Raw genomic sequence first — 25,497 nt, 5'->3', positions numbered from 1 at the left:
GGAGGTACCTACTCTTGCACAACGTTTAGAAACATACTATCATGAGGTAGAACATCAGCAAACGGATCATGAATTCATCATTATACTTCATAAGGGGGATATGCGTGCTATGATTTTTGAGAACACGGGCCTCGTAGGATTGAAGAGTGATCTTCTCTATCTGGACGAGAGTGCTACAAAGGCTGGCTTTATCCGCTGGCAATGGGAATACTATCGTGCCACTTACGACTGCAAAATTGAAGACCCACAGGATGGTGGCGAATACTTTCTACGCATCAACACTCGCGCAATCGAGGGGAAGCTAGAGAAGGCTGATGCCGTACTTGCAATTGAAGCCGTATACTTAGGGAAAGCAACATTCCCCCATGGTCTGGAGTATGACTCTCCGGTCCCTAAACCAGTATTGGACACTGCTGCTACTCGGATTCTCGAATTAAAGCAGCTGTTGGAGGCTTGAGTAACAGAAAGGGAAAGACGAAACAAAATGTCAGCCTGCCCAAAAGAGGAACACCCGATTTCCAACTACTTATCTTAACACTACTACTTGTGGGTTTCGGTCTAGTCATGGTCTTCAGTGCTAGCTCCAGTTTGACTTTAGCGAGCTCGAAGTTCGGTAATGACCCTCTATATTTCATGAAACGCCAAATGATCTGGATCGTACTTGGAATTGTTGTTATGTTTACAGCCATGAATATTCCCTACAGTAAATTCAAGAAGTGGTATGTCCCTATCTTCATCATCACCGTTATTCTCCTGCTAATTGTAGCCTTCTCTGAAAGAATCAATGGCGCCAAGAGCTGGTTAAGTATCGGGAAGCTAGGGATCCAGCCTACCGAACTAGCCAAAATATCGATTATCCTGTATCTCTCCGCGCTGATTACCAAAAAAGGTGAACGGTTTAGAGATTTCCGCACAGGATATATCCCTGTAATGGTCATTGTGGGTATCGTTGCCGGACTTATTATGATGCAGCCAGATTTGGGCTCATGCCTTATTCTAGTAGCTACCAGTGGACTTGTCATTTATGCAGGCGGTGCCAGCATGAAGCATATCCTAGGCTCTATTGCACTCTTGGTGCTCGGAGTAGGAATTGTTATGGGGGCTAAGGCAGCGATTGATTCCCTTTCCCCTGCAACTGACAAAGTAGCCGCCAATCAGGACTACAGAAAAGGTCGTATTCAAGCTTTCATAGATCCCTATCAGGATGCTGAGGGTGAAGGGTATAATATTATTCAGTCTTTGACCGCTCTCGGACAAGGTGGAGTCAGCGGCTCTGGGTTTGGCAAAAGCATTCAAAAGCTGGATTATCTTAAATACCCGTATACGGACTTTATTTTCCCCGTGATTGGTGAAGAGTTCGGCTTTGTAGGCACAGCATTATTTCTGATGTTATACCTGTATTTTATCTGGCGAGGGATTTTAATCTCATTAAGGTGCAAAGACCCCTTTGGCACACTTGTCGGCATTGGGATTATGGGTCTCATAGCCATTCAGGCCTTTGTCAATATTGGCGGTGTAACGAAGACGATTCCGCTTACCGGAGTAACTTTACCATTTATCAGCTATGGCGGCTCTTCACTTCTCGTGAGCATGCTGTCCATGGGAATTATCCTGAGTATTTCCAGAGAAACTAATCTTCCAGCTAAAGAGGAAGTAACGAAATCTGTAACTACAGTTAGACAAGTTCGTTCCCGGTGAGATTCATAAATCCGGATGTGATGGAATATATAAAAAAGCAGTCCAAGTTAAATATCTTGGACTGCTTTTTTGTGTACAAGCTTTTTTGCATTAAGCAATTTCATCGTTCTTAAAGGCTACGCCTTCAACTTTGACATTCACTTCAACAATATGAAGTCCAGTCATGCTCTCCACAGCTTCGCGTACGTTCTGTTGAAGCATCCGGCACACTTCATGTATCGGAGTTTCATAGAGAACTATAATACGCAGGTCTACTGCTGCTTCTAGCTGTCCCACTTCAACGGTAACGCCCTTTTGGACGTTCTTACCACTAAGACGCTTCGCCCAGCCCTCTGATAGGCCACCTGACATGGCTGCAATACCTGGAGTCTCCAAGGCAGCCAATCCGGCAATTTTCGAGACGACGTCATTTGAAATTCGTATATTTCCCATTTCCAATTGAAGTTGTTCTGCCATGCCATATCCCCCCTTAACTCATTATCAATTATTGTAATTCCTAAACAGGCTAAAAAGCAAATCAGTTTCTCGCTTTCTCGTTTACACTTAGGAATAATTTGGGTATATTGATTATGAATTGATCCTGAATACATAGATTGGAGTGTACTTTACATTGAAAAAATGGATTTCACCAGCTTTGCTGGCTATCACCTTTATCCTTAGTGCCATAGGACATTATGCAGATTGGGACCACACGCTTCAGTTCGTTCTCTCTGCAGTAGCCGTTGTGTTTGTGGCTGGCTTTCTGGGCCGCGCCACAGAAAGTGTGGCTCATTATGCCGGACAACGGTTAGGCGGCTTCCTAAACGCTACCTTCGGTAATGCCGCAGAGCTAATCATTGCCTTTTTCCTGGTTAAGGAAGGACTGTTCGACATGGTAAAAGCCAGTCTTACCGGTTCCATTATAGGCAATTTGCTGCTCGTCCTAGGTTTAAGTATTTTCGCTGGCGGTATGAAGTTCAAAGTGCAGAATTTCAACGTAACCCTTGCTGGTATGAACGGTTCCCTAATGATCGTAGCGGTTATCGCCTTATTTGTTCCGGCTATGTTCTTCAATACTCATTCCATAACTGAAAAAGATACAGACGTACTCAGTTTAATCGTTGCCGGGCTGCTCATCGCCTCTTACATGGCTTGGCTAATCTTCTCCATGATAACGCACAAGAAACATTTAGAGGACGTTACAGAAGCCGGTAAGGATGAATCAGCAACTGAACATGCGCCTGCTTGGTCTAGAAACAGATCCATCCTATATCTGCTGGTTGCAACCGTGATGGTAGCCTTTGTTAGTGAGTGGCTGGTAGGAACGCTAGAAACATTAACTGAGCGCTTTGGATTTAGCGAACTGTTTGTAGGTGCCTTTCTAGTGGCAATCATCGGTAATGCCGCAGAACATAGCGCAGCCATTATGCTGGCCATGAAGAACAAAATCGGTGCAGCAGTAGAAATAGCTGTCGGTAGCAGTCTTCAAATAGCACTATTCGTTGCACCTGTACTTATCTTCGCCAGTTATTTCATGGGTGATACTATGGATATTGTGTTTACAACGATCGAAATTGTCGCCATTGGTGTCGCCGTATTCATTGCCAAATCGATAACTCAGGATGGTTCGACCAACTGGTATGAGGGTCTCTTACTGTTAACGGTCTACCTCATTCTGGGCGTCTCCTTTTATCTAGTATAAATACTTCCCTAAACATCTTAATCTTTTCAAAAAAAACGCACATGAGAGACGATCTGTCCTCATGTGCGTTTCTATGAATACTTTAAAATCGAAATTATTCTTCTTTTGCTTTGTTATTCAAAGCCTCATAGAGTACTGCTAAATTCCGCTCCAGCTTACTCAGCACCATTTTACCGGTAATCTCTGGCACCAAACCTGCTCTAACCGCAAAATCGACCTCTCTTGAGAAACCGTACATTTGGGTATCCAGCACTTCCTCATAGAGAGGGCAGTAGCGTGTTGCCAGATTTTCCATCTGCACTTCAATAAGTTGCTGAATTTTATCGGCATCTTCTTGTAGAAGATTGATCGCTTTAAGATTAAACTGTTCCTGTAATTCCGACGAAGTCATGCCTCTTCCCCCCCATGTCCAAAAGTTAAGCTGCTTTTACTATTTTACTTAATATTAGTCGAAATCGGATATCAATACAACAATTCTGTTTATACTAACCATTTATTTGAAAGAAGCAGCTAAGTTATTTATATGGGACGGAGTTAATTCCGCATCTATTTCTAGAAAAAACGCCCCACCGTAAATCGGTAGGACGTCTTTACATACAACTATTACTCAGCTACAACTGTAAAGTTCAAACCGTGTTTAGCAAAAACTTCACTCATTGCCTTCTTAGCTTCTTCTGCATCTGTTCCGTGAACATGAAGCTCGTAGCTTTGGCTTGATACCAAAGTCGTGAACAAACCAAGGATACTCTTAACATCAATGTACTTGTTGTCCGCTTGAAGAACGATTGAAGAGTTGAACTGACCTGCCGTTTGAGCAATATCAACGATTGCCGCATTGTTACTGGACATAGAAATCCCTCCGCAACTTGATTATGAAACATAAGTCTTTGTAATCCATTCTTATGATACCTTGAATCCGCTTACTTGTGCAAGGTGTTTTCGTACTTTTACATTTTTATTTCAAGTTTTCAGGATTCAGACCTTCTAGTTCTGGTAACACGAAGATTCCATCCTTACGGATCAATATATCGTCAAAATAAATCTCTCCTCCGCCATAATCTGGACGTTGGATTAATACAAGATCCCAGTGAATGGAGGAACGATTTCCGTTATCTGTAACATCATAAGCTTGCCCCGGTGTAAAGTGCAGGCTGCCTGCAATTTTCTCATCGAACAGAATATCATTCATAGGGTGCAAGATGTACGGGTTAAAGCCTATGGCAAATTCACCGATGTGACGTGCGCCGTCATCTGAATTCAGGATTTCGTTCAAGCGAGCGGAGTCGTTGCTGATTGCTTCAACAATTTTCCCGTTCTCGAATTTGAATTTGATATTTTCGAAGGTTACTCCGTTGTATACAGATGGTGCATTATAGCTGATCGTTCCATTTACAGAATCACGAACAGGGGCGCTGTAAACCTCGCCATCCGGGATATTTTTTTGACCAGAACATTTCTCTGCACCGATTCCTTTGATAGAGAACTTAAGATCTGTTCCAGGACCCGAAATATGTACCTTATCTGTTCTGCGCATAAGATCGGCCAATGCATCCTGAGCCTTGTCCATTTTGGCATAATCTAAATTACATACTTCGAAATAAAAGTCCTCAAATGCTTCTGTACTAATATTTGCAAGCTGAGCCATACTCGCATTGGGATAACGTAAAACTACCCACTTCGTATGCTTCACGCGTTGTTCACTATGCACTGGATGGGAATACAAAGAATTATACAATTTCATATTTTCTTCTGGAACATCGGACAGGTCATTTACATTCTCGCCTGCACGGATGCCGATATAACAATCCATTTGTTTCATCCGGTTCAAGTCAATTTCAGCCCATGTCTGAAGACTCTCACGTGTTGCATATTTAAGCATGCTGCGTAGGACTGTACGATCTGTCAACTGCACAAAAGCATGACCGCCGGCCTTGCCGATTTCCTCTACAACAGCTTTAATTAAATCTCTTTCGTTTCCAATCATTTCTACAAGCACGTTCTCGCCTGGCTGGACATCTACGGAATAACCTACAAGATTTGCCGCCAGTTTTTGAATTCTGGGATCCTTCATTGTGTACTCTTCCTTCCTCTGTCTGAAAATAAGCATGCCGTTCTATTGTAGCACGCCCTTTATCGAGCGCAAGACCTGCAAAACAATGTAAAGATCAACGGTAGCCTGTAAAATCGACCTTAGACACATATGTTTCATTGTCAGATTTATTCGTCGTTTCACCGGAATAGCTTACTTTTCGATTCAAGGTAAGCCTTCTGGGCAGATTATGCTTCTTATCGATTGTTAGGTGGTAGACCGTTTCTACATTAGCCTGTTTGAGCTTTTCCTGTAATTCATTATTTTTCTTTTGCCACAGCTTCTCCAAAGCTTTCGCCACTGCCTGATCAGCTGCTGTACTGTTCTCAGCAGATTCAAGACCTTTAGGTCGAAGGTTCTGCATTTCTTTCTCCAGTTCTACAGACAACTGCTTTCTAGCCTCTGAAGGCGTCAATTCGATTCTCAGCACACTTGTCCCTCTGCCTGCCCCAGCCTCTTCGGTTACATTTTTCTCCATGGCGTCAAGCTCTTCGAGTTGTTTCAGCGGATTAAGCGCAGGTAATGGGTTTCCCTCTTCCGAAGAATTCTCAGTAGTCAGAAGCTCCCATCTGCCATCTTTTTTCTCCAGCTGACTGTAGTAAGGTTTCAAAGCATACGTACTACTTTTTAAATCTTTAACACCTTTAGCAGCTGTTTTTTGAGAAGCGGATTTATCTGGAAGAAGTGTATATAGCTTTACTTTTTTATGATCCTCCACTGTGCCTCCGTAGAACAATAAGGATTCAGGAACCGTCGTTCCCCCTCTTGTAAGCATATTCGCCCCTTCAAAAGCTACCTCATCACTTCCAGCCATCCCGGCCAATGCCAAACTTAAATCTTCTTTCGCTGGTTTGTCTCTTATGACGCTGCAGCCGCTGCATAAAATACAGTACAGAGTAAGAATTAGAGGGACTCCACCCTTAAGTAATAATAGCTTTCTCACGGTCCTCAGGCCTTTCTCGGAGTATTTTGCTTTTGCAACCCACGTATAGGGTTCTCTCTTCCTGCAAGCCTTATACCGCTATTAGAGCCTGAATAACCGGTATATAAAAAAGAACCCCTGAGGTGAGCCTCAAGGGTTCTTAGTATGGTTATCATTCTCTTTAATATCAAAGACAACTTGGTTACGACCATTATGCTTAGCTTTATACAGCGCCATATCCGCTCGATAAAACAATGACTCGACGCTTACTCGATCGTCCATCCAACTCCATTCCGCTATTCCGCAGGATACAGTTACACTAGGTTCAGTTTCTTCCATGACGCGTTTGCGTATACGTTCGGCTACATAACCCGCCTGTTCCACTCCCATTAACGGTAAATAAACGGATAGCTCCTCTCCTCCCCATCTAGCAGCAATATCACCTTGACGGATAGAGGATTTCACGATTTCACTGACCTCTTTTAGAATCTTATCTCCTTTTTGATGACCGTAGGTATCATTCACAATCTTGAACTGGTCAATATCCACAACTATTAAACTACCGCAGAAGTCTGTAGACTGTCTTTCTTTTATCTCTTCGTCCAAATAATGTCGAGCATAAAGTCCAGTTAGGCTGTCTCTGTTCGCAAGTCGTCTGACTTCAGCGTGCAGCCTGGCATTACCTACCGCTAGACCAATATGCCCCGCCATCGCTTGCAGCAGTCTATAATTATCATATGAAAAATAATGTGCATCACGATGTGCTAACATAATTGCACCCCGTATTTCACCACCCACACTAAGAGGTGTAGCGATCAGCGACTGCGAACCGGTAGCATTCATTAGTCGGGAAGTTGTCTTAGGATTATCTATGTAGTCAGACATGATGAGTGATTCTCCAGTGGAATATACCTTACCACCTAAGCCTGCCCCTACTTCTAAAATTTCGTTCTGTAAAGAGGGATGGTTGCAGGCAATAACCTCTAACCCGCCCTTCTCCTCATTCATATGTAAGATACAGCAGTAATCTGCACCAAACATTTCAAGCAGCTCTTCAAATGCAAATTGAAAAATATCACCTAAACGCAAGCTTTGATTCAGACGTTGGGTAAGCTCATTACTCATGCGGAGCTCACGGATCAGCTGATTAGAGCGCTCATATAGCTTGGCATTCTCAAAAGCAGTTCCTGCTGTATCGGCCACCATTGAAAGAAACCGCAAATCAACATCTGGAAAGATTGGATTATCCATTACCATATGGAAAACTCCATAAACCCCCTGCTTGCCACCTAACGGAAGACCAATCTCTACATTACGGTGATCCTCGTCACTTGTGTGCAGTGCAACGCGTCCATCCTTAAACGCCCTAGCACAGACATCATCACTGGACATGTGGAATGGTAAGGGTTTGACCTGCGGATGCGTGCTGCGGTGGTCTTGAGACATAAACAGCTCAAGCCTCGCTCCCGGATACATCGCAGAGATGCTATCAATGACTTCCGAAAGTACGGCATTCACATCTATGTTGTCATGCATCCGCTGGACAATCTGAAATAACAAAGAACGACGATTGCTTTCACGTTCAGCATGAATATGGGTGCTTGCAAGATCTGCAACAAATATATGTTCAAACTTATGATAGAAACAGGTACGGTAATGCAGCGACATTGCTTCTGCGGTATCTCGTCCACCCATTTCATATTGTTGCGTAGGCATAGAACAGCCCAAAAATGCAAAGAGTTCATTGTCGACGCGAGTGAATAGCGGTATGGTAAAAAAGCTCAGATCCTTACCTTCTACGGTCAACTCAACAGCAGAGATTGTTCTTGAAAACAAGCTAGAAGCTGCTGCCTGTTCCCACTTTTGTCTCCATAGTTCTTGTTGATCGCGTATGCTGCTTAAATACTTACCTTCAAAATTAAGCACAGACCATTCCCAGGATCTGGAGAATGGAAGGACATCGAGCTCACCAAACCATTCATTGAAACTGTCTGCAATCAGATTTGCTAGATAAGGGAAGTCATGCGTTACTATTTCCGTTTCCCTAAGCCAGGCGGTGGGATCTTCGGAATCTCTACTAACGTTTATGTTGTCCTGTAACAGCATACGGCTGTCTTTATGGACGTATGCTTTCTGCTCTGACATAACGAAGATCCCCTTTGCATCTCGATTAAGAAAACTATCTTCCCTAGTAACTACTAATTAACTATATTTTACTCTCTTTCTTTGTGTATTGCATTATATTTTCATCATTTCCGGGACTTTTTTTTAGGACCAAAGAACTATCGACAAAGATTGACAAAAAATCTTTTAATAATCGCTTGACTTTATATATTGTATTCATATAATATTTATTGTTGAACAAGACTGTAACAAGTCTTACTTGGGCGTAACGTTGTGTCACCCTCACGCATTTCGTTACTGCCAGGGCAGCGGCTGAACTTCCCTGGCAGTGTGGAAGCCATTAATGCTAATCACGGATACGAAATGCGGCGCAAATAGGCCCTACCCTGAAATTTCAATTATAAAGGAGTCTACTATAACATGGCACGTTACACCGGACCTAAATTCAAACTCAGCCGCCGTCTGGGCATTTCCCTTAGCGGTACAGGAAAAGACTTGAAACGCCCTTTTCCTCCAGGACAACACGGAGCTAACCAACGCAGAAAAGTAAGTAACTACGGAATGCAGCTTTTGGAAAAACAAAAACTGCGTCACATGTATGGTTTGGGAGAGAAACAATTCAAAACTCTCTTCACTAAAGCACAAAAGCTTCCAGGTCTTGCGGGCGAAAACTTCATGTTCTTGCTTGAAAGCCGCTTGGACAACCTAGTTTACCGTCTTGGATTTGCTAACTCCCGTGCTGGTGCACGTCAGTTGGTATCCCACGGACACGTAACTGTTAACGGCAAAAAAGTCGACATCGCTTCTTACCGTGTAAGCTTGGGCGACGTTATCGGTCTTCGCGAAAGAAGCCAAAGCATGGCTTCCATCAAAGAAGCTCTTGCTAACCGTTCCCACCTTCCAGCTTACCTGGAATATGCTGAAGGATCTTTCGAAGGTAAATATATTCGTTTGCCAGAACGTTCCGAGCTTTCCCAGGATATCGATGAGAAACAAATCGTCGAGTTCTACAACCGTTAATATCTCGCTTATAGCGAGTATGACCAAAGCCTCCGGATTTATCCGGAGGCTTTTTGTTATTCTAATAGGTAATGAACACTCCGACTGCATTCAAAATCGTCAATTTGTGCTATAATAATTCCGTTAAAAGGAGGAATTATCGTCGATGGTTCAAGAGAACAAGAAAAAAAACGTAAAGAAGCCTTCACCCCGCAGATCCGGGCTCAGCAGGTTTGGTTCTGTAGTAAAGTGGATGTTTATTCTTGGCATAATAGGCATTCTGTTCGTCGGTGGTGCAGCAGCAGGGTATGTAACTTCCATGGTGAAGGATGAACCTGTTCGCTCCGAGGAAATGATTCAACAGCAAGTCGGACAAAATGCTATCACCGGATTCGCATACTTCCGTGACGGCGCACCAATCGGCCAGCTTCGTACTGAAGAAGACCGAAGGCTCATTCAATACAACGACATCCCCCAGATTATTATTGATGCAGTTCTCGCTATAGAGGACAATAATTTCAATGAGCATAACGGCGTGGATTTCAAAGGCACCTTACGTGCCGTCAAGCAAAAGCTATTAAATGAATCCGTTCAAACCGGAGGCAGTACACTTACTCAACAGCTCGCAAGACGTGTATTCCTCAATCTGGATCGAACGGAAGATCGCAAAGCAAAAGAAATTCTGCTCTCACTAAGACTGGAGCGCTTCTTGACCAAGCAAGAGATCCTAACAGCTTATCTGAACAAGGTTCCGTTTGGTAATGGCTCGAATGGCTACAACGTATTTGGGATTAAAGCTGCATCCAAAGGTATATTCGGTCTAGATGATCTAGACAAGTTGAATATTGCCCAAGCGGCGTATTTGGCCGGCCTTCCACAGCTTCCATCCGCTTATTCGGCATTCAATGGCATTGGAGAATTCAATGAAAAGGCATTCAAGAGAGCTATAGACCGTCAACAGCTTGTACTGCGTCGTATGCTTGAGGAGAACAAGATCACTACCTCCCAATATGATGAAGCACTCAAATTTGATATTAAAAGCTCTCTCGCTCCTCACACTAAGAAAGCCTATGCTACATATCCATACCTGATGATGGAAACGGAGCGTAAAGCAGCTGAGATTCTTTTGTCACTAAATGAAGAGAAAAACGGTACAACTGATACTGCTAGCTCTAGTGATAATGCCGTACTTCTTGAGGAAGCACGACAACAGTTAATGACTGGTGGTTACCGAGTCTATACCACGATTGACAAGAAAGTATACAGTGCAATGCACAGTATTTCCGAAGATAGTAGTAATTTCACCAAGGACAGCAAAACAAAAGGTATCGAACAGACGGCTGGCATAATGATCGACAACAAGACCGGAGCCATTCTCGGCATGATTGAGGGTCGCGATTTTAATATCGAGCAAATGAACTATGCAACCCAAATGGTCCGGCAACCCGGGTCAACAATGAAGCCGATTTCAGCTTACTTACCTGCCTTGGATGCAGGACTGATTCAACCTGCCGGCATCTTGGATGATGCTCCAATCATTTTGAAGGATGGTGGAAAAGGCTTCCATATCCCTAAAAATGCTAACAACCGCTATCAAGGCTTAGTTACGGCTCGATATGCACTTAATAAATCCCTCAACCTGCCGGCGCTTAAACTGTTTAACGAGAAAGTCGGAATTGAGGATGCTTGGGCCTTTACTAAAAAGCTAGGGATTACTACCCTTACCGAAGATGATTACAGAGCGCAGACAGGGGTAATAGGTGGTCTTCGATACGGTACATCCGTTGAAGAATTAACCAATGCCTATTCCGCCATCGGCAATCAGGGAGCATTTAATGATGCTTACATGATCGAGAAGATTGTGGATTCGGAAGGCAAGATCGTTTATCAGCACAAGGTTAACCCTGAACAAGTATTCTCTGAGCAAACTGCTTATCTAATGACTGATATGCTGCGGACAGTAATCACAGAAGGTACTGCAAGTACAGTGAGAAGAGATTATAAACACTTTAAAGACATTCCGATTGTAGGTAAGACCGGTTCCACTCAGAACTATGGAGATGTCTGGTTCATGGGCTACACCCCTGATGTCACACTTGGCATGTGGGTCGGTTATAAAGAACAAATCAATACCCTTTCGGGAGATACACAAAAACGACAAGCACAGACCTTATGGGCTAAAGTCATGAATGCTGTGATTGATAAGCAGCCAGACTTGTTTGTTACTGACAAATTCACACAACCTGAGGGAATCATCAAAAAGACAGTTTCCGCCTACAGCGGTAAACTGCCAACGGCTCTAACTGACAAATTCACAACAGATCTTTTCAATGCGAAATATGTGCCTACAGAGAGTGACGACGGTATTTCCAAAGCTAAGTATATAACTTATAACGGCGTGAATTACCTTCCGCTGGAAGGAACACCAGAGGATTTCCTGAGGGAAAAAATCGTTGTTAAACGTGAAAAGCCGATTCAGGATTTAGTCAAGGAGCTCTTAGCAGCCTTCCCTAAGATGAAGGATCATAAATCGTTGGAGTATTATATGCCAGCCGATGCTAAGACAGATTTCCCTACTGAAGTCGATCCACGCGTGGACGATGGCGCAGCCCCTTCTGCTCCTGGAAATGTTAGTGTGTCATACAGCACCGGTAAAGCTGTGATCACCTTCTCCCCAAGCGGCTCTCCAGATGTAGTAGGATACCGCTTATACCGTTCTTTAAACGGTGGGTCTTTCCAGAAGCAAGCTGTAATTATGGCTGACGAGAGCAAGGTATTCTCGCCAGGAACACCTGCGAGTGCCAATGCAACTTTCTATGTTACCGCTGTTGATGTCGCAGGTAATGAGACCGCTTCTGGTAGCGTTGCTGGTGGCACTACACCAACTCCGGAAGCAACGCCAACTCCTGATCAAGGACCGGAGACAACGCCTCCTACAGACTCTGAGAGTGTACCAGGAGAGGATATTGAGGTTCCAGGAACCATTCTACCGACTCCTACCTCATTGCCATCTGGCGAAGGTAGCGGCAATGGAAACAGTAATAGTGGCACAGCAGGCAGTACGAATGGAAACCATTAACCTGTAGTCAACAGAATAACTTCACACAGCAAAACACCGTTCCCTCGAATCCATCAGGGAACGGTGTTTTTTATAATCCATTCTAGTCCTCTATCGTTGATAAATCGCCAGTCGGGAGATGAAGCTCCCAAGCCTTTAATACACGCCGCATGATTTTACCAGATCTTGTCTTAGGTAGTTTATCCTTAAATTCGATCTCTCTTGGAGCAGCATGTGCAGACAATCCAGCTTTAACAAATGCCGCGATCTCCTCTTTGAGAGCAGCAGTAGGAATGTAACCTTCTCTCAACGAGATGAAAGCCTTAATAATTTCCCCACGCACAAGGTCTGGTTTACCAATTACGCCCGCTTCAGCTACAGCTGGATGCTCTACTAATTTACTCTCCACTTCAAATGGTCCAATACGCTCTCCAGATGAATTGATAACATCATCAATCCGTCCTTGGAACCAGAAATATCCATCCTCATCCATATAAGCGGAATCACCAGAAATGTACCAACCAGGAATACGGAAATATTCCTCATATTTCGTCTGATTATTCCAAATCGAGTTCATCATGGATGGCCAGGGTGTCCGTATCGCAAGATTCCCCATAGAGAATGGCGGAAGAACATTGCCTCGATCATCAAGAATCGCCGCTTCAATACCTGGTAACGGACGCCCCATTGAACCTGGTTTAATATCCATTCCAGGATAGTTGCAGATCAGCTGTGCCCCCGTCTCTGTCATCCACCAAGTATCATGAATGCGCTGATTGTAAAACTTATCACCCCACCGCACCACTTCAGGATTTAACGGCTCACCAACTGACAGGACATGTCGCAGACTACTCAAATCAATACCTTGAATTGAACTCTCTCCTGCACCCATCAACATACGAAATGCTGTCGGTGCGCTGTACCAAATGCTAACCTTATTTCGTTCAATCGTCTTATACCAATCCTGAGGGCTGAAACGCCCCCCTCTTACGACATTCGTAACCCCATTTAACCAAGGAGAAAATATTCCGTAAGATGTTCCCGTCACCCAGCCCGGATCTGCTGTACACCAGTAAATATCATCTGGACGTAGATCCAGCACCACTCTACCTGTATAATAATGTTGAATCATAGCTCTTTGTACATGATAAACGCCTTTAGGTTTTCCCGTAGAACCAGATGTATAATGCATAATAAGGCCATCGTCCAGGTCAAGCCATTCCAATTCGAGCTCAGAAGATGCGTTAGCCATCTCCTCAGTGAAACCTAAGTTACCTTGCTCGATATCAGTGGTACCACCTACTAAAAAAATATGACGCAAATTCGGAAGCTCATCTCGCTTTACACGATGAAGTAGTTCAGGCGTAGTAACCAAAGCAACGGCACCGCTATCCTCTAGCCGGTCTTTGACTGCTGTCTCCATGAAGGCTTCGAACAGAGGGCCTGCTATTGCCCCAATCTTCAAAATGCCTAGTAAACTAAAATATAGTTCCGGTTGACGAGGCATAAAAATAAATACCCGATCTCCCTTACCGATACCATATTTACGCAATACATTTCCGAACCGGTTCGACCGTTCCTGCAGATCGGCAAATGTATAGGATTCATCCCGCACCGCATCACTGTAGAGCAGGGCCGTTGCCGCTCCCCGTCCTTCTTGAACGTGGCGATCCACTGCTTCATGTGCCATATTTACTTTGCCAGTGTCATACCATGAGAAGTTACGTTCAACATCCTCCCACTTAAAATCGGCTACTGCCTGGGTGTAATCAGACATATTGGAGCTCTGTACACGGCCCGGCAAAATTTCGCTATGGACTTGACCCATCACTCTTGCCTCCCTCACTCGTTTGATTTAAGCTTTAAGGGTAAGACTCTTCTCTTAGATAATGATGTCAATGCAATGAATGTGAATTTTTTATGTCTGAATTAGTATAACATAGCAAACGTTTACATTCCATATTTTATGATCTGAAAGGAGCACGGCTATGGAGCATCGTAAAATCCCTGTTTCCCATACGCTTTCATATAAAGGTAGAACAATTACAGTAAGCGGTCCCCGGTCTCCAGAGGACCTAGAAGCCCTCCACATGCACCATGATCTCGATGCCTTCCGCAAGCCAATAGAACAGCAAGAAGCTCTCGTAGAGATTGCTAGCCTGCCAGAAGGACGTATTATTACAGCTGTAGAGAACGGCACTATCGTAGGTTATGTCACCTTTCATTATCCGGATGAAATGGAGCTTTGGTCACAGGGTGGAATGATGGATCTAATTGAGCTTGGGGCCATTGAGGTGAGTAATGATTACAGGGGAGCCGGACTTGGCCGGCTTCTGATTTCCACTGCTTTTGAGCAGGAGCAATTGGAGAATTGTATTGTCTTTACAACTGAGTATTATTGGCACTGGGATTTAAAAGGAAGTGGGCTTGATGTATGGGCTTATCGCCAAATGATGGAGCGATTAATGAAAACTGTAAATATGGTTTGGTATGCTACAGACGATCCTGAAATCTGCTCCCATCCAGCCAACTGTCTAATGGTACGCATTGGACAAGAGGTGCCTATGTCCTCACAGGAGACCTTCGACAGGGTACGTTTTAGACAGCGCTTTATGTACTAAAATCAGAGGTGCTGCAACATATATTCTAATATGGCATGTGAGCGCCCTGAGGATTCTACCGTGAATTCCTTAAAATTAACATTTGCAGACCCATCAGATTTGTCAGACATCGAACGAATTATGACAAAGGGAGTGGCGTTCATCACACAGACTTGTGCAACCGCCGCTCCTTCCATCTCCACGCATGCTCCGTCTAACTCCTCTCTTAATTTGGCCACAATCTCCACGTTAGAAATGAATTGATCACCTGAAAGCACCTTGCCGACCAAGTACTTTTGACCTAGCTTGTTACACGCTCTCTCAGCAAGGAGAACCAGTGCATGATCTGCCTGAAAGACGGAATTTTCCTGATAAGGAATTTCACCTCTTGAGAACCCAAGCGCCGTTGCATCCACATCATGCTGGACACAAGTAGATGATATTACGATATCTCCAATATTCAATTCAGGATGCACAGCTCCAGCTACGCCAGTAAACAACACACGTGATACACCAAAGGAATCAATCAGAATTTGTGTCGTAGCTGCTGCATTCACTTTGCCAACCCCGGATTTACAAAGCACTACTGACTTCCCTAATAAATCTCCTATGTAATAATGTATTCCTGCTTTGACCTTAGTCTCTTTATTCTCCATTCCTTCTAGCAGCAGCTTAATCTCTTCATCCATCGCACCAATTAATCCGATAATTTCATGCAAAACTAACGCCTCCTTCGATGATTTTCGCTGTAAAAAACATAAAAAGCTCCAAAAGGAGCTTTCTACGGAATGACTGTTTAGTTCTTAAATTACTTATTCAGATGATTAACAGACAAGCGGAGAATCGTTTCATGAGGCAGGATAACCCGCGGATTCTCAACCGTCTCTTTCTTCATGAGTTTCGTCAAAAGTCTCATTGCTACCGCACCTAGGTCATACATAGGCTGGGCTACAGTTGTCAACAATGGACGAACCATCGAAGCCATACGGATGTTATCCACACTAATAATGGAGAAGTCATCCGGTACCTTCAGGCCTTCATCCTGAATACTGTGAATTGCACCAATAGCCATCTCATCTGTTGCAGCAAAAATAGCGGTTGGCTTCTTCTTGAGTCCAAGGAAATACTTCATGGCTTCGACACCAGATTCATAGCGGTAGTTACCGATACGCACCAAGTCTTCTTGATATTCGATTCCAGCCTGTTCAAGTGCCTTCTTATAACCATGAAAACGTGCATATCCATTCGCAGGATCCTGGAGTGTACCACTGATCATTGCGATTTCACGGTGACCGTGACGAATCAGAGTATTCACTGCATCAAAAGCAGCGGTTTCATGATCGATGTCAACGGAAGGATAAGTCCCCTTCTCATCCCGTGTAGCACATAGGACAATTGGAACTGCAGAAGTCTGGAAAGCTTGGATATGTTCATCAGTTACCGTACCACCCATGAAGAGCAGACCATCGACCTGTTTCTCCAAAAGCGTATTGATGACACGGATTTCCTTTTCTTTGCGCTTATCCGCGTTACACAATATGATATTGTAATGATACATGTTCGCGATATCTTCAATCCCGCGTGCAATTTCTGCAAAAATCGAGTTTGAAATATCAGGGATGACAACCCCAACGGTTGTCGTTTTCTTACTGGCAAGTCCTCTCGCCACGGCATTGGGACGATATCCCAAACGCTCAATCGCTTCAAAAACTTTCTTCCGGGTCTGCGGTTTCACGTTAGGGTTATTATTCACAACCCGTGATACCGTAGCCATAGATACGCCTGCTTCTCGCGCTACATCGTAAATGGTTACCGTCAAATTACTCTCTCCATTGCGATAAATTTTATCGTTCGACTAATTAAAAATATGATACGACACTTTGTACAATTGTGCAATGATAACGCTTCATTTTCCTTTCAAAATTTCTTTCAAGGATGAAGACGTAACCCTAAATTACAATTTATGACTAGTGAAGGTTTCCCTATTCACGAGCACAATTATGTAACTTCTATCTATCGTAACAAAAAGTGAGTGAAAAATCCAACATTCCGTGAAAGTTTTTCATTATTTTCACAGAATGTTTTAATAATTTGCGTTTTTGGTCGTTTGGAACGTTAATTGAGACAGTCTTCGACTAGTTTCTTCCATCCAATTCTGGTCCGTGAGCCTTTCAGCTAATCGGTATAAATCGAGCAGCACATCCACTCTAGCCTGAATTGTCTCTCGGATAACCACCTCTAATTCATGAAATCCCCCGACAATAACCTCTGTCAAAGATTCTTTTAAGACACTAGCTAATTCATTTCTTTCTGTAAATGAAAAATCCTGTTTTGGCACATCCGCGCTCAGTTCCTTCACTAACCTTCCTAGATCCGCTTTAATAAACGACATTGGCTCATAACTGGTACATTTCGGACAAGTATAAACAGGAACATGTGTAATCTTCACCTTCGTATTAAAAATTAATGAATGCATATGTAAGGTCATGAGGCCACCACAATTGCACAACTTGTCCATTAAATTATCTGTATACATCTACTACACCTCTTGCAAGAAATAAAATAAGTACAAAGTATGACTTTTCAATTTCTATATTCGACTTCCCTCGATTAAAACCCTCCTTAATTGCATATAATGATTAAATTGGCAATTCGTCTATTATTTACAACTCTCCAGATGACTTCGTATTTTAAATTTGATAGAATATGAAAGATCATGTGGTACGAAAGGAGCTTAACAAAATGAGACTAGCTGGCAAAAAGGTCATTGCACTCGTAGACGATGAATTTGAAGATTTGGAGCTCTGGTATCCCGTGTACCGAGTGAGAGAAGAAGGTGCTGAGGTTCACTTGGCAGGTTTGGAAAAAGATAAGACGTACATCGGCAAATATGGTGTACCAGCAAAAGCAGAGTACTCCTGGGATGATTTAAACGCTGCTGATTATGATGGTATTCTAGTTCCTGGAGGCTGGGCTCCGGATAAAATCCGTAGATACAGTGCCGTTCTAAAGCTCGTACAGGATTTTAATGCGGCTAAAAAACCAATTGGGCAGATCTGCCACGCAGGTTGGGTATTAATTTCTGCTAAAATTCTGGAAGGTGTAACCGTCACCTCCACACCGGGCATCCGGGATGACATGGAGAATGCCGGAGCTATATGGAAGGATGAAGCAGTGGTTACGGATGGACATATCATCTCCGCTCGTCGCCCGCCGGATCTTCCGCCTTATGGCAAAGCCTTTTGTGATGCACTTGCTGGGGAATAAAGTACAATACACATCTATTGGTTAAAAATAAAACAAGCCCTGTTTCTCACAATGCTGTGAAGAACAGGGCTTTTGATTTGATTCGTACGACATCTAGGCTGCTCACTTAATTCTTAAGGACGCCTTCTCCTTGATTACGGTTGAATAAGAATTAAATTTGAAGGTCAGGGGTTGAGGTAGCTTTTCTTTGCCTACGTTAAAGAAAAAGGTTATTGTAGTTCCTTTAGTACCTTCGTTAAATTCTTTGTATCCCGAGTAACCATCTTTGACCCGTCCCAGCCAATGCCCGCTTCCAGCGCTATCCACAAAATTATCGTCCAATGAAAAACCGCTGCCGCCAAGCGCCTCCTTATCTTCTTTAGGGATAAAGTAATCCAATACCAGAATTCCCTGCTCTTCGTTCTCCATCCGATTTGAAATCGTTAGATTGTTATCTGGTGCCTGCAAGATCTGCTGGGTTTCCGTGTTAATCACAAGCTCCACCTTAGATTTATCCAGTGCTGAGATCCCTTCAATTTCTAATTTGATTGGTTCATCAGGTCTCATATTGTCATTGTGATAATTATTCATCCCACTAGCCCACATTAAGTCCTCTTGGTGATCCCCCTTCCCGATGACCAGTTTAGGTGAAAGCATATTAAAAATTCTCATTGTATTATCTCCGTCAAAGTTTTCCCGCATATAAATTCCAGTAGGTCCAATATAGACATTATCCATTTTGATTTTCTGTCCGGCAATAGATAGACTCTCCTTCAGATCAATAATTTCCCCCTTAAAATAATTGTTATTGGCTTCCAAAGGAATGTTAACAATTAGCTTTTTAATATCACTACTCGACCCAGAAGGGTCCTTGGATACTGGATATAGCGATAATGTAATATTCAACTCATCTGTCAGATCATCTCGATATTTATTCCAGACGATTTGTTCTAACATACGAGTCGTCCCAGGAGAACCTGCCTCTTGTGCATTAGAATTGCTAAACCCGCTATATCCTGTGAGGTCGTAATTATCCTCTGAATTTTTTTTCAGAGACAGGCCCATTAGTTGCATTTTCTGATCTGTATTATTCTGAATTGTATAGAGCAGAGCAATGCCTCTTCGATCAGCGATGATTCCGTTAACCGTCCACTTTATTCCATCCACCTCAGCAGAAGAAATATTCACTTCCTTCATTATTCCCGCATCAAGTGCTGATGTTATGGTCAGATTATTAGCAATAATGGGTCTAAACACTTCAAGCTGCCCCCAGCTTTTTGGAGGTAATTGCGCACGTACTGGATTGGCCATCTGATTTGCCCAAGGGACAATAATCAATAAGGCTATAGCTAGGACCGCCAACGCAACAACAGTGTATCTTTTTCTAAAAGACGACCTTTTTCGGTTACCTAACTGCATCCCCTTGCGAATCGCGGCGTCCAGTTTAACTTCCGGGATATCCTCAGCCTCGACATCGATTCTCTGAAAATAATCGTTAAGCAGCTTTTCTTCAGACTCAGCCATAAAATAGATCCCCTTTCCGTTTCATTCTGTCACGCAGTTGTTTCAGACCTTTGCTCAGCCATGTCTTCACGGTTCCCTCCGGCTTATCGAGCACCTCCGCAATTTCTGCAAGGGTCATATCCTTGTAATATTTGAGTACAAGCACCTGGCGATACTTCGGCTTTACTCCTTCCAGCGCATGTTCCATGTCTAATCTGCGGTCGCTTTTCATCTCCATAATTCCTATATCGCTTCGATCAACTTCTGTGACTGTATTCCTCTTTCTGCGCTTCAACTCATCGTTACAGCAATTGATCAGAATACGTGTTAACCAAGGAGCAAAACGCTCTGAGTTTTTCAAACTTTTACGTTTAATCCATGCGCGGCAGGTTGCCTCTTGTAGAACTTCCAACGAATCTGCCTCGTTTCGCAAATAGCTGTAAGCAATGCTATATAGCTTTCTTTTCTGCTCAGCTACCAGCTCATAAAATATGTCTTCATCCGTAGCGACAATTTCCATTTCGTCATTAATAATGTGTTCCATGCTTGTTCTGTCCTCCCCCCTTGCCTTCACGTAAAAATCATTCCTGTGCAACTCGCTCTATGTATAGACTGCGCCGAAGCGCAAACGGTTTTGTTTTTTTTACAAATGATCTGGTACAAAAGAAAAAGGCCCGGCAAGAATGCCGAACCTTGATGTGGACTTGATGATGTTACGCTTGATAACTATGAAGAAGCTTTCTCCTTTGTTTCCACGCTCGTTCCAAGCGATATACCGCTTTTCTTAGCGTAAGCACTTAGGATTTCCTCCGTCTCCGAGCTTGTACGATGATGGAAGCAAGCTTTTGCAACCCTTGTAGCATCTATAGCCAGTGTATTCAGGGTACGGTGTTTAACCTTGAGCAGCGCCTGTGGCGACATGCTAAGGTCACTAATCCCTAACTCTAGCCAAAGTGGCAAAGAACGCTCATCTGCCGCCATTTCACCACATACGCTAATATCTATTTTTGCATTACGTGCTGCTTCTACAGTCATACGAATCATGCGCAGAACCGCTGGATGATATGGATGATACATATGCGCAATTTGTTCATTCATACGGTCTACAGCTAATACATATTGCACCAAATCGTTCGTACCGATACTGAAAAAATCAACTTCCTCAGCCAGTAAATCCGCAATCATAACCGCAGCTGGAACTTCAATCATAATACCGACTGGAATATTCCGATTAAACGGGATGCCCCGCAGCTCCAGTTCAGCCTTCACTTCTTCCAATACAGCTTTTGCTGCCTGTACTTCTTCTACAGAAGATATCATTGGGAACATTAGCTTTACATTCCCATATGCACTCGCCCGCAAAATGGCGGTTAGTTGAGTTTTGAACATATCTTGTCGATTCAAGCTGATTCGAATAGCACGATAGCCAAGGAACGGATTCTGTTCTTCTGGTAGCTGGAAGTAATCCAGATGCTTGTCCCCGCCTATATCCAGCGAACGGATCACAACCATATTGCTGCCTACCTTCTCGACCACCTGTTTATACACTTCGAATTGTTCATCCTCAGTCGGGAAAGAACTGCGATCCATATAAAGAAACTCTGTGCGGAATAGACCTACACCTTCAGCCCCATACTTGAGCGCTAAATTCAGTTCTTTAACAGAGCTGATATTACCGGCTAACCGCAGGTTAACACCATCTTTTGTGACGGCATCGACAGTAGCAAGCAATTCCAATTGTTCTTTCTTTTTATGCTGCTTATTCCGAAGAGAAACATATTCATTGATTGTTACCTCATCAGGATGAATTTGCACAGATCCGGTGTCGCCGTCTATCACGAGCATATCACCGGTCTGAATAGGGTTAGACAAATTATTCTCCAAACCTGCTACGAGCGGAATGCCCAGCGCACGAGCCATAATGGAGGAATGCGAGGTTTTACCGCCCATCATAGTAACAATACCTAGAACATAAGTTGGGTTCAAGTGAGCTAACTGGGAAGGAGACAACTCCTTCGCTACGAGAATATACGGCTGTGTATCGGATGGCAACGTAACCTCAGGAGCACCTAAAAGATGCTTTAACAGACGATTTCCGACATCCTTGATGTCGACCGCCCGTTCCTTCATGTATTCATCATCTAGCAAATCAAACATCGCTACAAAATGATCAATCGCTTCCTTAACAGCTACTTCCGCCGCCTTATATTGGCGTTCAATAATCCCCCGGATTTCACTCATGAACACCGGATCATCCAATATCGCCAGATGAGCATCAAAAATGCTGGATTCCTCTGGACCGACCACTTCTCTGAATTCCTTTTTGATGAATTCAATTTCGTCCTTAGAGGTACGGATACCTTCGTATAAACGCTCAAACTCCTTAGCTAGATCCACTGGGTTCACTTGTGTGTCTGGTAAGCTCCACTCCCAGTTCGGTAAGACAAAGGCCTTCCCGATAGCTACACCTGCTGCTGCGCCTATGCCTTGTATCATCCTTCTATCCCTCCAACGTTACTTTCATGTAAGACTACGGACATTACTGAAGATTGCCCCTTTTTAACATTTTTAAATGGAGCATAGCTCCATGATTTTACTCGATCAGGATTCGTAATCACCATTGGTGTAGCCAGTGAAGCCGCATGCTCACGCAAATAAGCGAGGTCGAATTTAACCAGCAATTGACCTGGCTCCACGCTGTCACCCTCTTTTACAACCGCCTCAAATGGCCCTTTAAGCTGCGAAGTATCAATCCCTATATGCATAAGTACCTCCAGCCCTTCCGGCGTAGCAATACCAACGGCATGCATTGTAGGGTAGACGTGCATAACCTTCCCGAATACAGGCGAAGTAAGCTCCCCTTTTTCGGGTAAAAATGCAACTCCATCACCCACCAGCTTCGCTGCAAAGATGTGATCCGGCACTTCCTCAATGGGCATCATTCTACCCTGCATCGGAGAACTGAACAGCACCTGCGGCAAATCTCGAAGCATCAGCTTGTTGATCTCCTCGCGGATCAGCTCTGAATACGTACCAAATACTACCTGAACATTGCCGCCACCGAGCTTGATAATCCCAGCAGAACCAAGACCTTTAAGCGCCCCGGTATCAATAAATCGATCATTGTGGACGGTAAGCCGCAAACGAGTGATACAGGACTGCACTTGTACAATATTCTCCTTACCACCTAGCGCCTCTAAGATTAGCGGTGCCTGATAAGGGATGTTACCTGCCCAATCCCCGAGTTCCGAACCTTCTTCACGTCCTGGTGTCGGAATCTGAAAACGGCGAATCGCCCAGCGGAACAAATTATAATATACAATCCCATAACCAATGCCGATCGGAATCAAAAGCCAAGCCCTCTGCGACAGATGCAAATTTAAAAAGAAGTCAATGGCTCCTGCTGAATAAGAGAACCCGTGGTGAATTCCAAGCATGTAGGTCAGCACCATAGCGAGACCGGACATTACAGTATGTACCGCGAATAAATACGGAGAAGCAAACAAAAACGCGAATTCGATCTGCTCCGAAACCCCAGTTAGAAAACAAACCAAAGCGGCTCGCATGAAAGTCTTTTTAATCTTAGGCTTCAAATCCTCGCGCGCTTCCTGAATAATTGCAAAAGCAATGGCTGGCAGTGCGAACATCATTATCGGAAACAAACCTGCCATAAAAATGCCCGCTGTAGGATCGCCTGCAAAAAAACGTGGCAAATCCCCCTGAACGACAGTGCTACCATCAGGAGTTGTGAAGTTTCCAAACTGAAACCAAAACACATTATTAAGAATATGGTGAAGACCGAAGGCTGTTAGTACTCTATATAGTACCCCATAAATAAAAACGCCAAATCCGCCCGTCTGCAATATTCCTTGAAAAAGATCATCCAGCCCTCTTTGCAGCAGTGGAGATATCCCTAACATCACCCATGCAAAGCCAGCCGAAAACAATCCCATGAACAGCAAAACAAAACGCGACCCTCCAAAAAACTGGATCGCCTCTGGAAGCTTGATATTTTTAAACCGGTTTTGAGCGATACCGGCGACTATACCCAGCAAAATTCCGATAAGTGTTGCAGGTTGTACAAGCCCGTCTCCCATATGGGTAACAATCCGGTCGTAAGTGAACATCCCAGCCAACGCTGCAAGACCCGCCGTTCCAGCTTGATTGGATAATCCCCATGCTACACCCACAGCAAACAAATAAGGCATAAAATAAAAGATTCCCTGCCCAGCGTATGTAGCCACTTCGGATACCGAAGAAAGTCCCCATGCAGACCAAGGTAAGCTGCCCAAACTAAGCAAAATGGCTGCCGCCGGCAGTACCATGGTAGGAAGCATTATGGCTCTGCCCAATTGCTGCAATGATCCGAGCCAATTCAAGGCTACCCTCTCCTTTCTTTCTATATTGAATGGTACGCGCTGCGGGTGTTTTTGTCAAAATAAACTGAAGAAAAAATTCCGGTGTATTAGGCTGATTTCTCTAACCTATTTACCGCATCAAGAATTCAAGTCGTATGAGCTGAAGAATCTAGTATAAGATATCGACCTTTCATTTCTCAAGATGCTATTTAGAGACTTTTTGGAGAATCTCTGGGGACTTTTATAACTTCGGATTAAAGACCCCTAGGAGGTTCTCGTATTCTAATGTATTATGTGCAACAGAATGAACTTAATTTTGATGAAAAATGGTTTTGATTGCACTTTGTACAATAGAAATTCCTTAAATCACTTTATTAAGAATCTACTGCTCTTTTTGATTATACAAAGTGCAATCAAGGTAACTTTTTTAAACTAAAACGTAGATTCTATTGTACAAAGTGCAATCTAACGCTAAAATCACTCACTCATCACCATTTTTGTTCAGGGTGCATTGGTCGCAACTCATAATGTCTAACCCCTCTTTTACCTATCATTGGCTTTAGCAGCCCTTTCTCACTCAACGAGTGTAGCAATCTGCGCGCCGTACGAAAGTTAATACTGAAATGCATGGTCACATCCTTCGGACGAATCGCCCTCCCCAGTCGCCAAGCCAAACGCAGAACCTCCTTCTCCTCGGATAAAATATCCACACTAGCAGATTTACGCGCCAAATGAGGTGCCAACACTAATTGCAATAGCATCCGGCACACCTCGGGGCGGTGCTGAAGATCATCAACAGAAAAATGAATCATTTTCCACCCCATTCCGGTCAAAAAAGTGTCCCGATTCACTGCATAGTTGAATCTCTCGCGGTCCATGTCCTTCACATGGCTTTGAAACCCGTCGCACTCAATTCCTAGGCTGCTGCCGCTCTGCGGAAGAAAAGCGAAGTCCAGAAACTGAGATTTACGGTTCCAGTCGTACACTTCGTATTCTGGATGCAAATCATCGAGACTCTCAAACAATGGCCACCATACATTCTGCAAGAACAGCTTCTCAGCATAATTATGCCCTCTAACAAGCCTCCCCCTTCTTTCTCCTGATCTTTCAGTCAAGTGCTTGTTAATGAACATACCATGTGCTTCTTCAAATTCCATTATGGTATCCTCCCCTATAAAAATAAAAAAAACGCCCTTCACCGCAAATCATGCGGATAAAG

General features: G+C 43.7%; 22 protein-coding genes. 7 read left to right on the top strand and 15 right to left on the bottom strand.

Annotation, left to right across the window (positions count from 1 at the left end; all coding sequences use genetic code 11):
* Positions 1 to 109 precede the first annotated feature (109 nt).
* Both R50345_RS12085 and ftsW read left to right on the top strand, forming a co-directional pair.
* Positions 110 to 457, top strand: coding sequence for a YugN family protein (locus R50345_RS12085; RefSeq protein ID WP_042126841.1), 348 nt, complete (start codon positions 110 to 112; stop codon positions 455 to 457).
* A complete protein-coding gene (gene ftsW / locus R50345_RS12080) occupies positions 454 to 1,698 on the top strand; it encodes a putative lipid II flippase FtsW (RefSeq protein WP_042126839.1) in 1,245 nt (414 codons plus the stop codon). Before R50345_RS12085 ends, ftsW begins: the two co-directional genes overlap by 4 nt.
* Before the next feature lie 90 nt (positions 1,699 to 1,788).
* Here the strand turns inward: ftsW and R50345_RS12075 are convergent, their stop codons facing one another.
* Complete coding sequence (locus tag R50345_RS12075; protein WP_042126837.1) at positions 1,789 to 2,154, bottom strand: Asp23/Gls24 family envelope stress response protein; 366 nt, start codon at positions 2,152 to 2,154, stop codon at positions 1,789 to 1,791.
* 154 nt (positions 2,155 to 2,308) lie between these two features.
* On the opposite strand from R50345_RS12075, the gene cax reads away from it, so the two are divergent.
* On the top strand, positions 2,309 to 3,379 hold the full coding sequence (cax, locus tag R50345_RS12070) for a calcium/proton exchanger (protein WP_042126835.1): 1,071 nt from the start codon (positions 2,309 to 2,311) through the stop codon (positions 3,377 to 3,379).
* A gap of 94 nt (positions 3,380 to 3,473) precedes the next feature.
* Here the strand turns inward: cax and R50345_RS12065 are convergent, their stop codons facing one another.
* From R50345_RS12065 to R50345_RS12045, 5 genes are all read right to left on the bottom strand, one after another.
* The gene (locus R50345_RS12065) at positions 3,474 to 3,770 is read right to left on the bottom strand and encodes an Fpa/YlaN family protein (RefSeq protein WP_042126833.1); all 297 of its coding nucleotides are present in this window, start codon (positions 3,768 to 3,770) and stop codon (positions 3,474 to 3,476) included.
* A 212-nt stretch (positions 3,771 to 3,982) separates the two neighbouring features.
* Positions 3,983 to 4,228 (bottom strand): HPr family phosphocarrier protein, encoded by a 246-nt coding sequence (locus R50345_RS12060; protein WP_042126831.1) that lies wholly within the window; start codon positions 4,226 to 4,228, stop codon positions 3,983 to 3,985.
* Positions 4,229 to 4,334: 106 nt separating this feature from the next.
* A complete protein-coding gene (locus R50345_RS12055; RefSeq protein WP_042126829.1) occupies positions 4,335 to 5,450 on the bottom strand; it encodes an aminopeptidase in 1,116 nt (371 codons plus the stop codon).
* A 94-nt stretch (positions 5,451 to 5,544) separates the two neighbouring features.
* Positions 5,545 to 6,411: a hypothetical protein gene (locus R50345_RS12050; RefSeq protein ID WP_156114785.1), complete on the bottom strand. Its 867-nt coding sequence runs from the start codon at positions 6,409 to 6,411 to the stop codon at positions 5,545 to 5,547.
* Between the two features lie 129 nt (positions 6,412 to 6,540).
* Entirely contained in the window at positions 6,541 to 8,535 is a 1,995-nt protein-coding gene (locus R50345_RS12045; protein ID WP_042126825.1) for a sensor domain-containing diguanylate cyclase, read from the bottom strand.
* A 399-nt stretch (positions 8,536 to 8,934) separates the two neighbouring features.
* On the opposite strand from R50345_RS12045, the gene rpsD reads away from it, so the two are divergent.
* Complete coding sequence (gene rpsD / locus R50345_RS12040; RefSeq protein WP_042126823.1) at positions 8,935 to 9,534, top strand: 30S ribosomal protein S4; 600 nt, start codon at positions 8,935 to 8,937, stop codon at positions 9,532 to 9,534.
* A 145-nt stretch (positions 9,535 to 9,679) separates the two neighbouring features.
* Positions 9,680 to 12,592 (top strand): transglycosylase domain-containing protein, encoded by a 2,913-nt coding sequence (locus tag R50345_RS12035; protein ID WP_042126821.1) that lies wholly within the window; start codon positions 9,680 to 9,682, stop codon positions 12,590 to 12,592.
* An 82-nt stretch (positions 12,593 to 12,674) separates the two neighbouring features.
* On the opposite strand, the gene acsA is transcribed toward R50345_RS12035, so the two are convergent.
* Entirely contained in the window at positions 12,675 to 14,399 is a 1,725-nt protein-coding gene (gene acsA, locus R50345_RS12030; RefSeq protein ID WP_042126819.1) for an acetate--CoA ligase, read from the bottom strand.
* A 160-nt stretch (positions 14,400 to 14,559) separates the two neighbouring features.
* On the opposite strand from acsA, the gene R50345_RS12025 reads away from it, so the two are divergent.
* Positions 14,560 to 15,192 (top strand): GNAT family N-acetyltransferase, encoded by a 633-nt coding sequence (locus R50345_RS12025; protein ID WP_042126817.1) that lies wholly within the window; start codon positions 14,560 to 14,562, stop codon positions 15,190 to 15,192.
* 2 nt (positions 15,193 to 15,194) lie between these two features.
* Here the strand turns inward: R50345_RS12025 and R50345_RS12020 are convergent, their stop codons facing one another.
* The 3 genes from R50345_RS12020 to R50345_RS12010 form a co-directional block, all read right to left on the bottom strand.
* Positions 15,195 to 15,890, bottom strand: coding sequence for a 5'-methylthioadenosine/adenosylhomocysteine nucleosidase (locus R50345_RS12020; RefSeq protein WP_081954059.1), 696 nt, complete (start codon positions 15,888 to 15,890; stop codon positions 15,195 to 15,197).
* An 89-nt stretch (positions 15,891 to 15,979) separates the two neighbouring features.
* Complete coding sequence (gene ccpA / locus R50345_RS12015; protein ID WP_036686140.1) at positions 15,980 to 16,990, bottom strand: catabolite control protein A; 1,011 nt, start codon at positions 16,988 to 16,990, stop codon at positions 15,980 to 15,982.
* A 264-nt stretch (positions 16,991 to 17,254) separates the two neighbouring features.
* Complete coding sequence (locus R50345_RS12010) at positions 17,255 to 17,707, bottom strand: hypothetical protein (RefSeq protein WP_042126815.1); 453 nt, start codon at positions 17,705 to 17,707, stop codon at positions 17,255 to 17,257.
* Between the two features lie 206 nt (positions 17,708 to 17,913).
* On the opposite strand from R50345_RS12010, the gene R50345_RS12005 reads away from it, so the two are divergent.
* Positions 17,914 to 18,438 carry a type 1 glutamine amidotransferase domain-containing protein gene (locus tag R50345_RS12005; RefSeq protein WP_042126813.1) on the top strand — a complete coding sequence of 175 codons (525 nt, stop codon included), beginning with the start codon at positions 17,914 to 17,916 and terminating at the stop codon, positions 18,436 to 18,438.
* Between the two features lie 102 nt (positions 18,439 to 18,540).
* On the opposite strand, the gene R50345_RS12000 is transcribed toward R50345_RS12005, so the two are convergent.
* The 5 genes from R50345_RS12000 to R50345_RS11980 form a co-directional block, all read right to left on the bottom strand.
* Positions 18,541 to 19,941, bottom strand: coding sequence for a DUF4179 domain-containing protein (locus R50345_RS12000; protein WP_042126811.1), 1,401 nt, complete (start codon positions 19,939 to 19,941; stop codon positions 18,541 to 18,543).
* Positions 19,934 to 20,464, bottom strand: a complete 531-nt coding sequence (locus tag R50345_RS11995) for a sigma-70 family RNA polymerase sigma factor (protein ID WP_042126809.1) — start codon at positions 20,462 to 20,464, stop codon at positions 19,934 to 19,936. The genes R50345_RS12000 and R50345_RS11995 overlap by 8 nt, the downstream gene beginning before the upstream one ends.
* A gap of 182 nt (positions 20,465 to 20,646) precedes the next feature.
* On the bottom strand, positions 20,647 to 22,416 hold the full coding sequence (gene ptsP / locus R50345_RS11990) for a phosphoenolpyruvate--protein phosphotransferase (RefSeq protein ID WP_042126808.1): 1,770 nt from the start codon (positions 22,414 to 22,416) through the stop codon (positions 20,647 to 20,649).
* A complete protein-coding gene (locus R50345_RS11985) occupies positions 22,413 to 24,299 on the bottom strand; it encodes a glucose PTS transporter subunit IIA (protein WP_042126806.1) in 1,887 nt (628 codons plus the stop codon). Before R50345_RS11985 ends, ptsP begins: the two co-directional genes overlap by 4 nt.
* A gap of 467 nt (positions 24,300 to 24,766) precedes the next feature.
* Positions 24,767 to 25,435: a PDDEXK family nuclease gene (locus R50345_RS11980; RefSeq protein ID WP_042126804.1), complete on the bottom strand. Its 669-nt coding sequence runs from the start codon at positions 25,433 to 25,435 to the stop codon at positions 24,767 to 24,769.
* Between the last annotated feature and the right edge of the window lie 62 nt (positions 25,436 to 25,497).

Source organism: Paenibacillus sp. FSL R5-0345 (assembly GCF_000758585.1).
In the GTDB taxonomy this organism is placed as follows: Bacteria; Bacillota; Bacilli; order Paenibacillales; family Paenibacillaceae; genus Paenibacillus_AQ.
The sequence above is the reverse complement of the archived record's forward strand: the minus strand, read 5'-3'. Positions and strand labels throughout refer to the sequence as shown.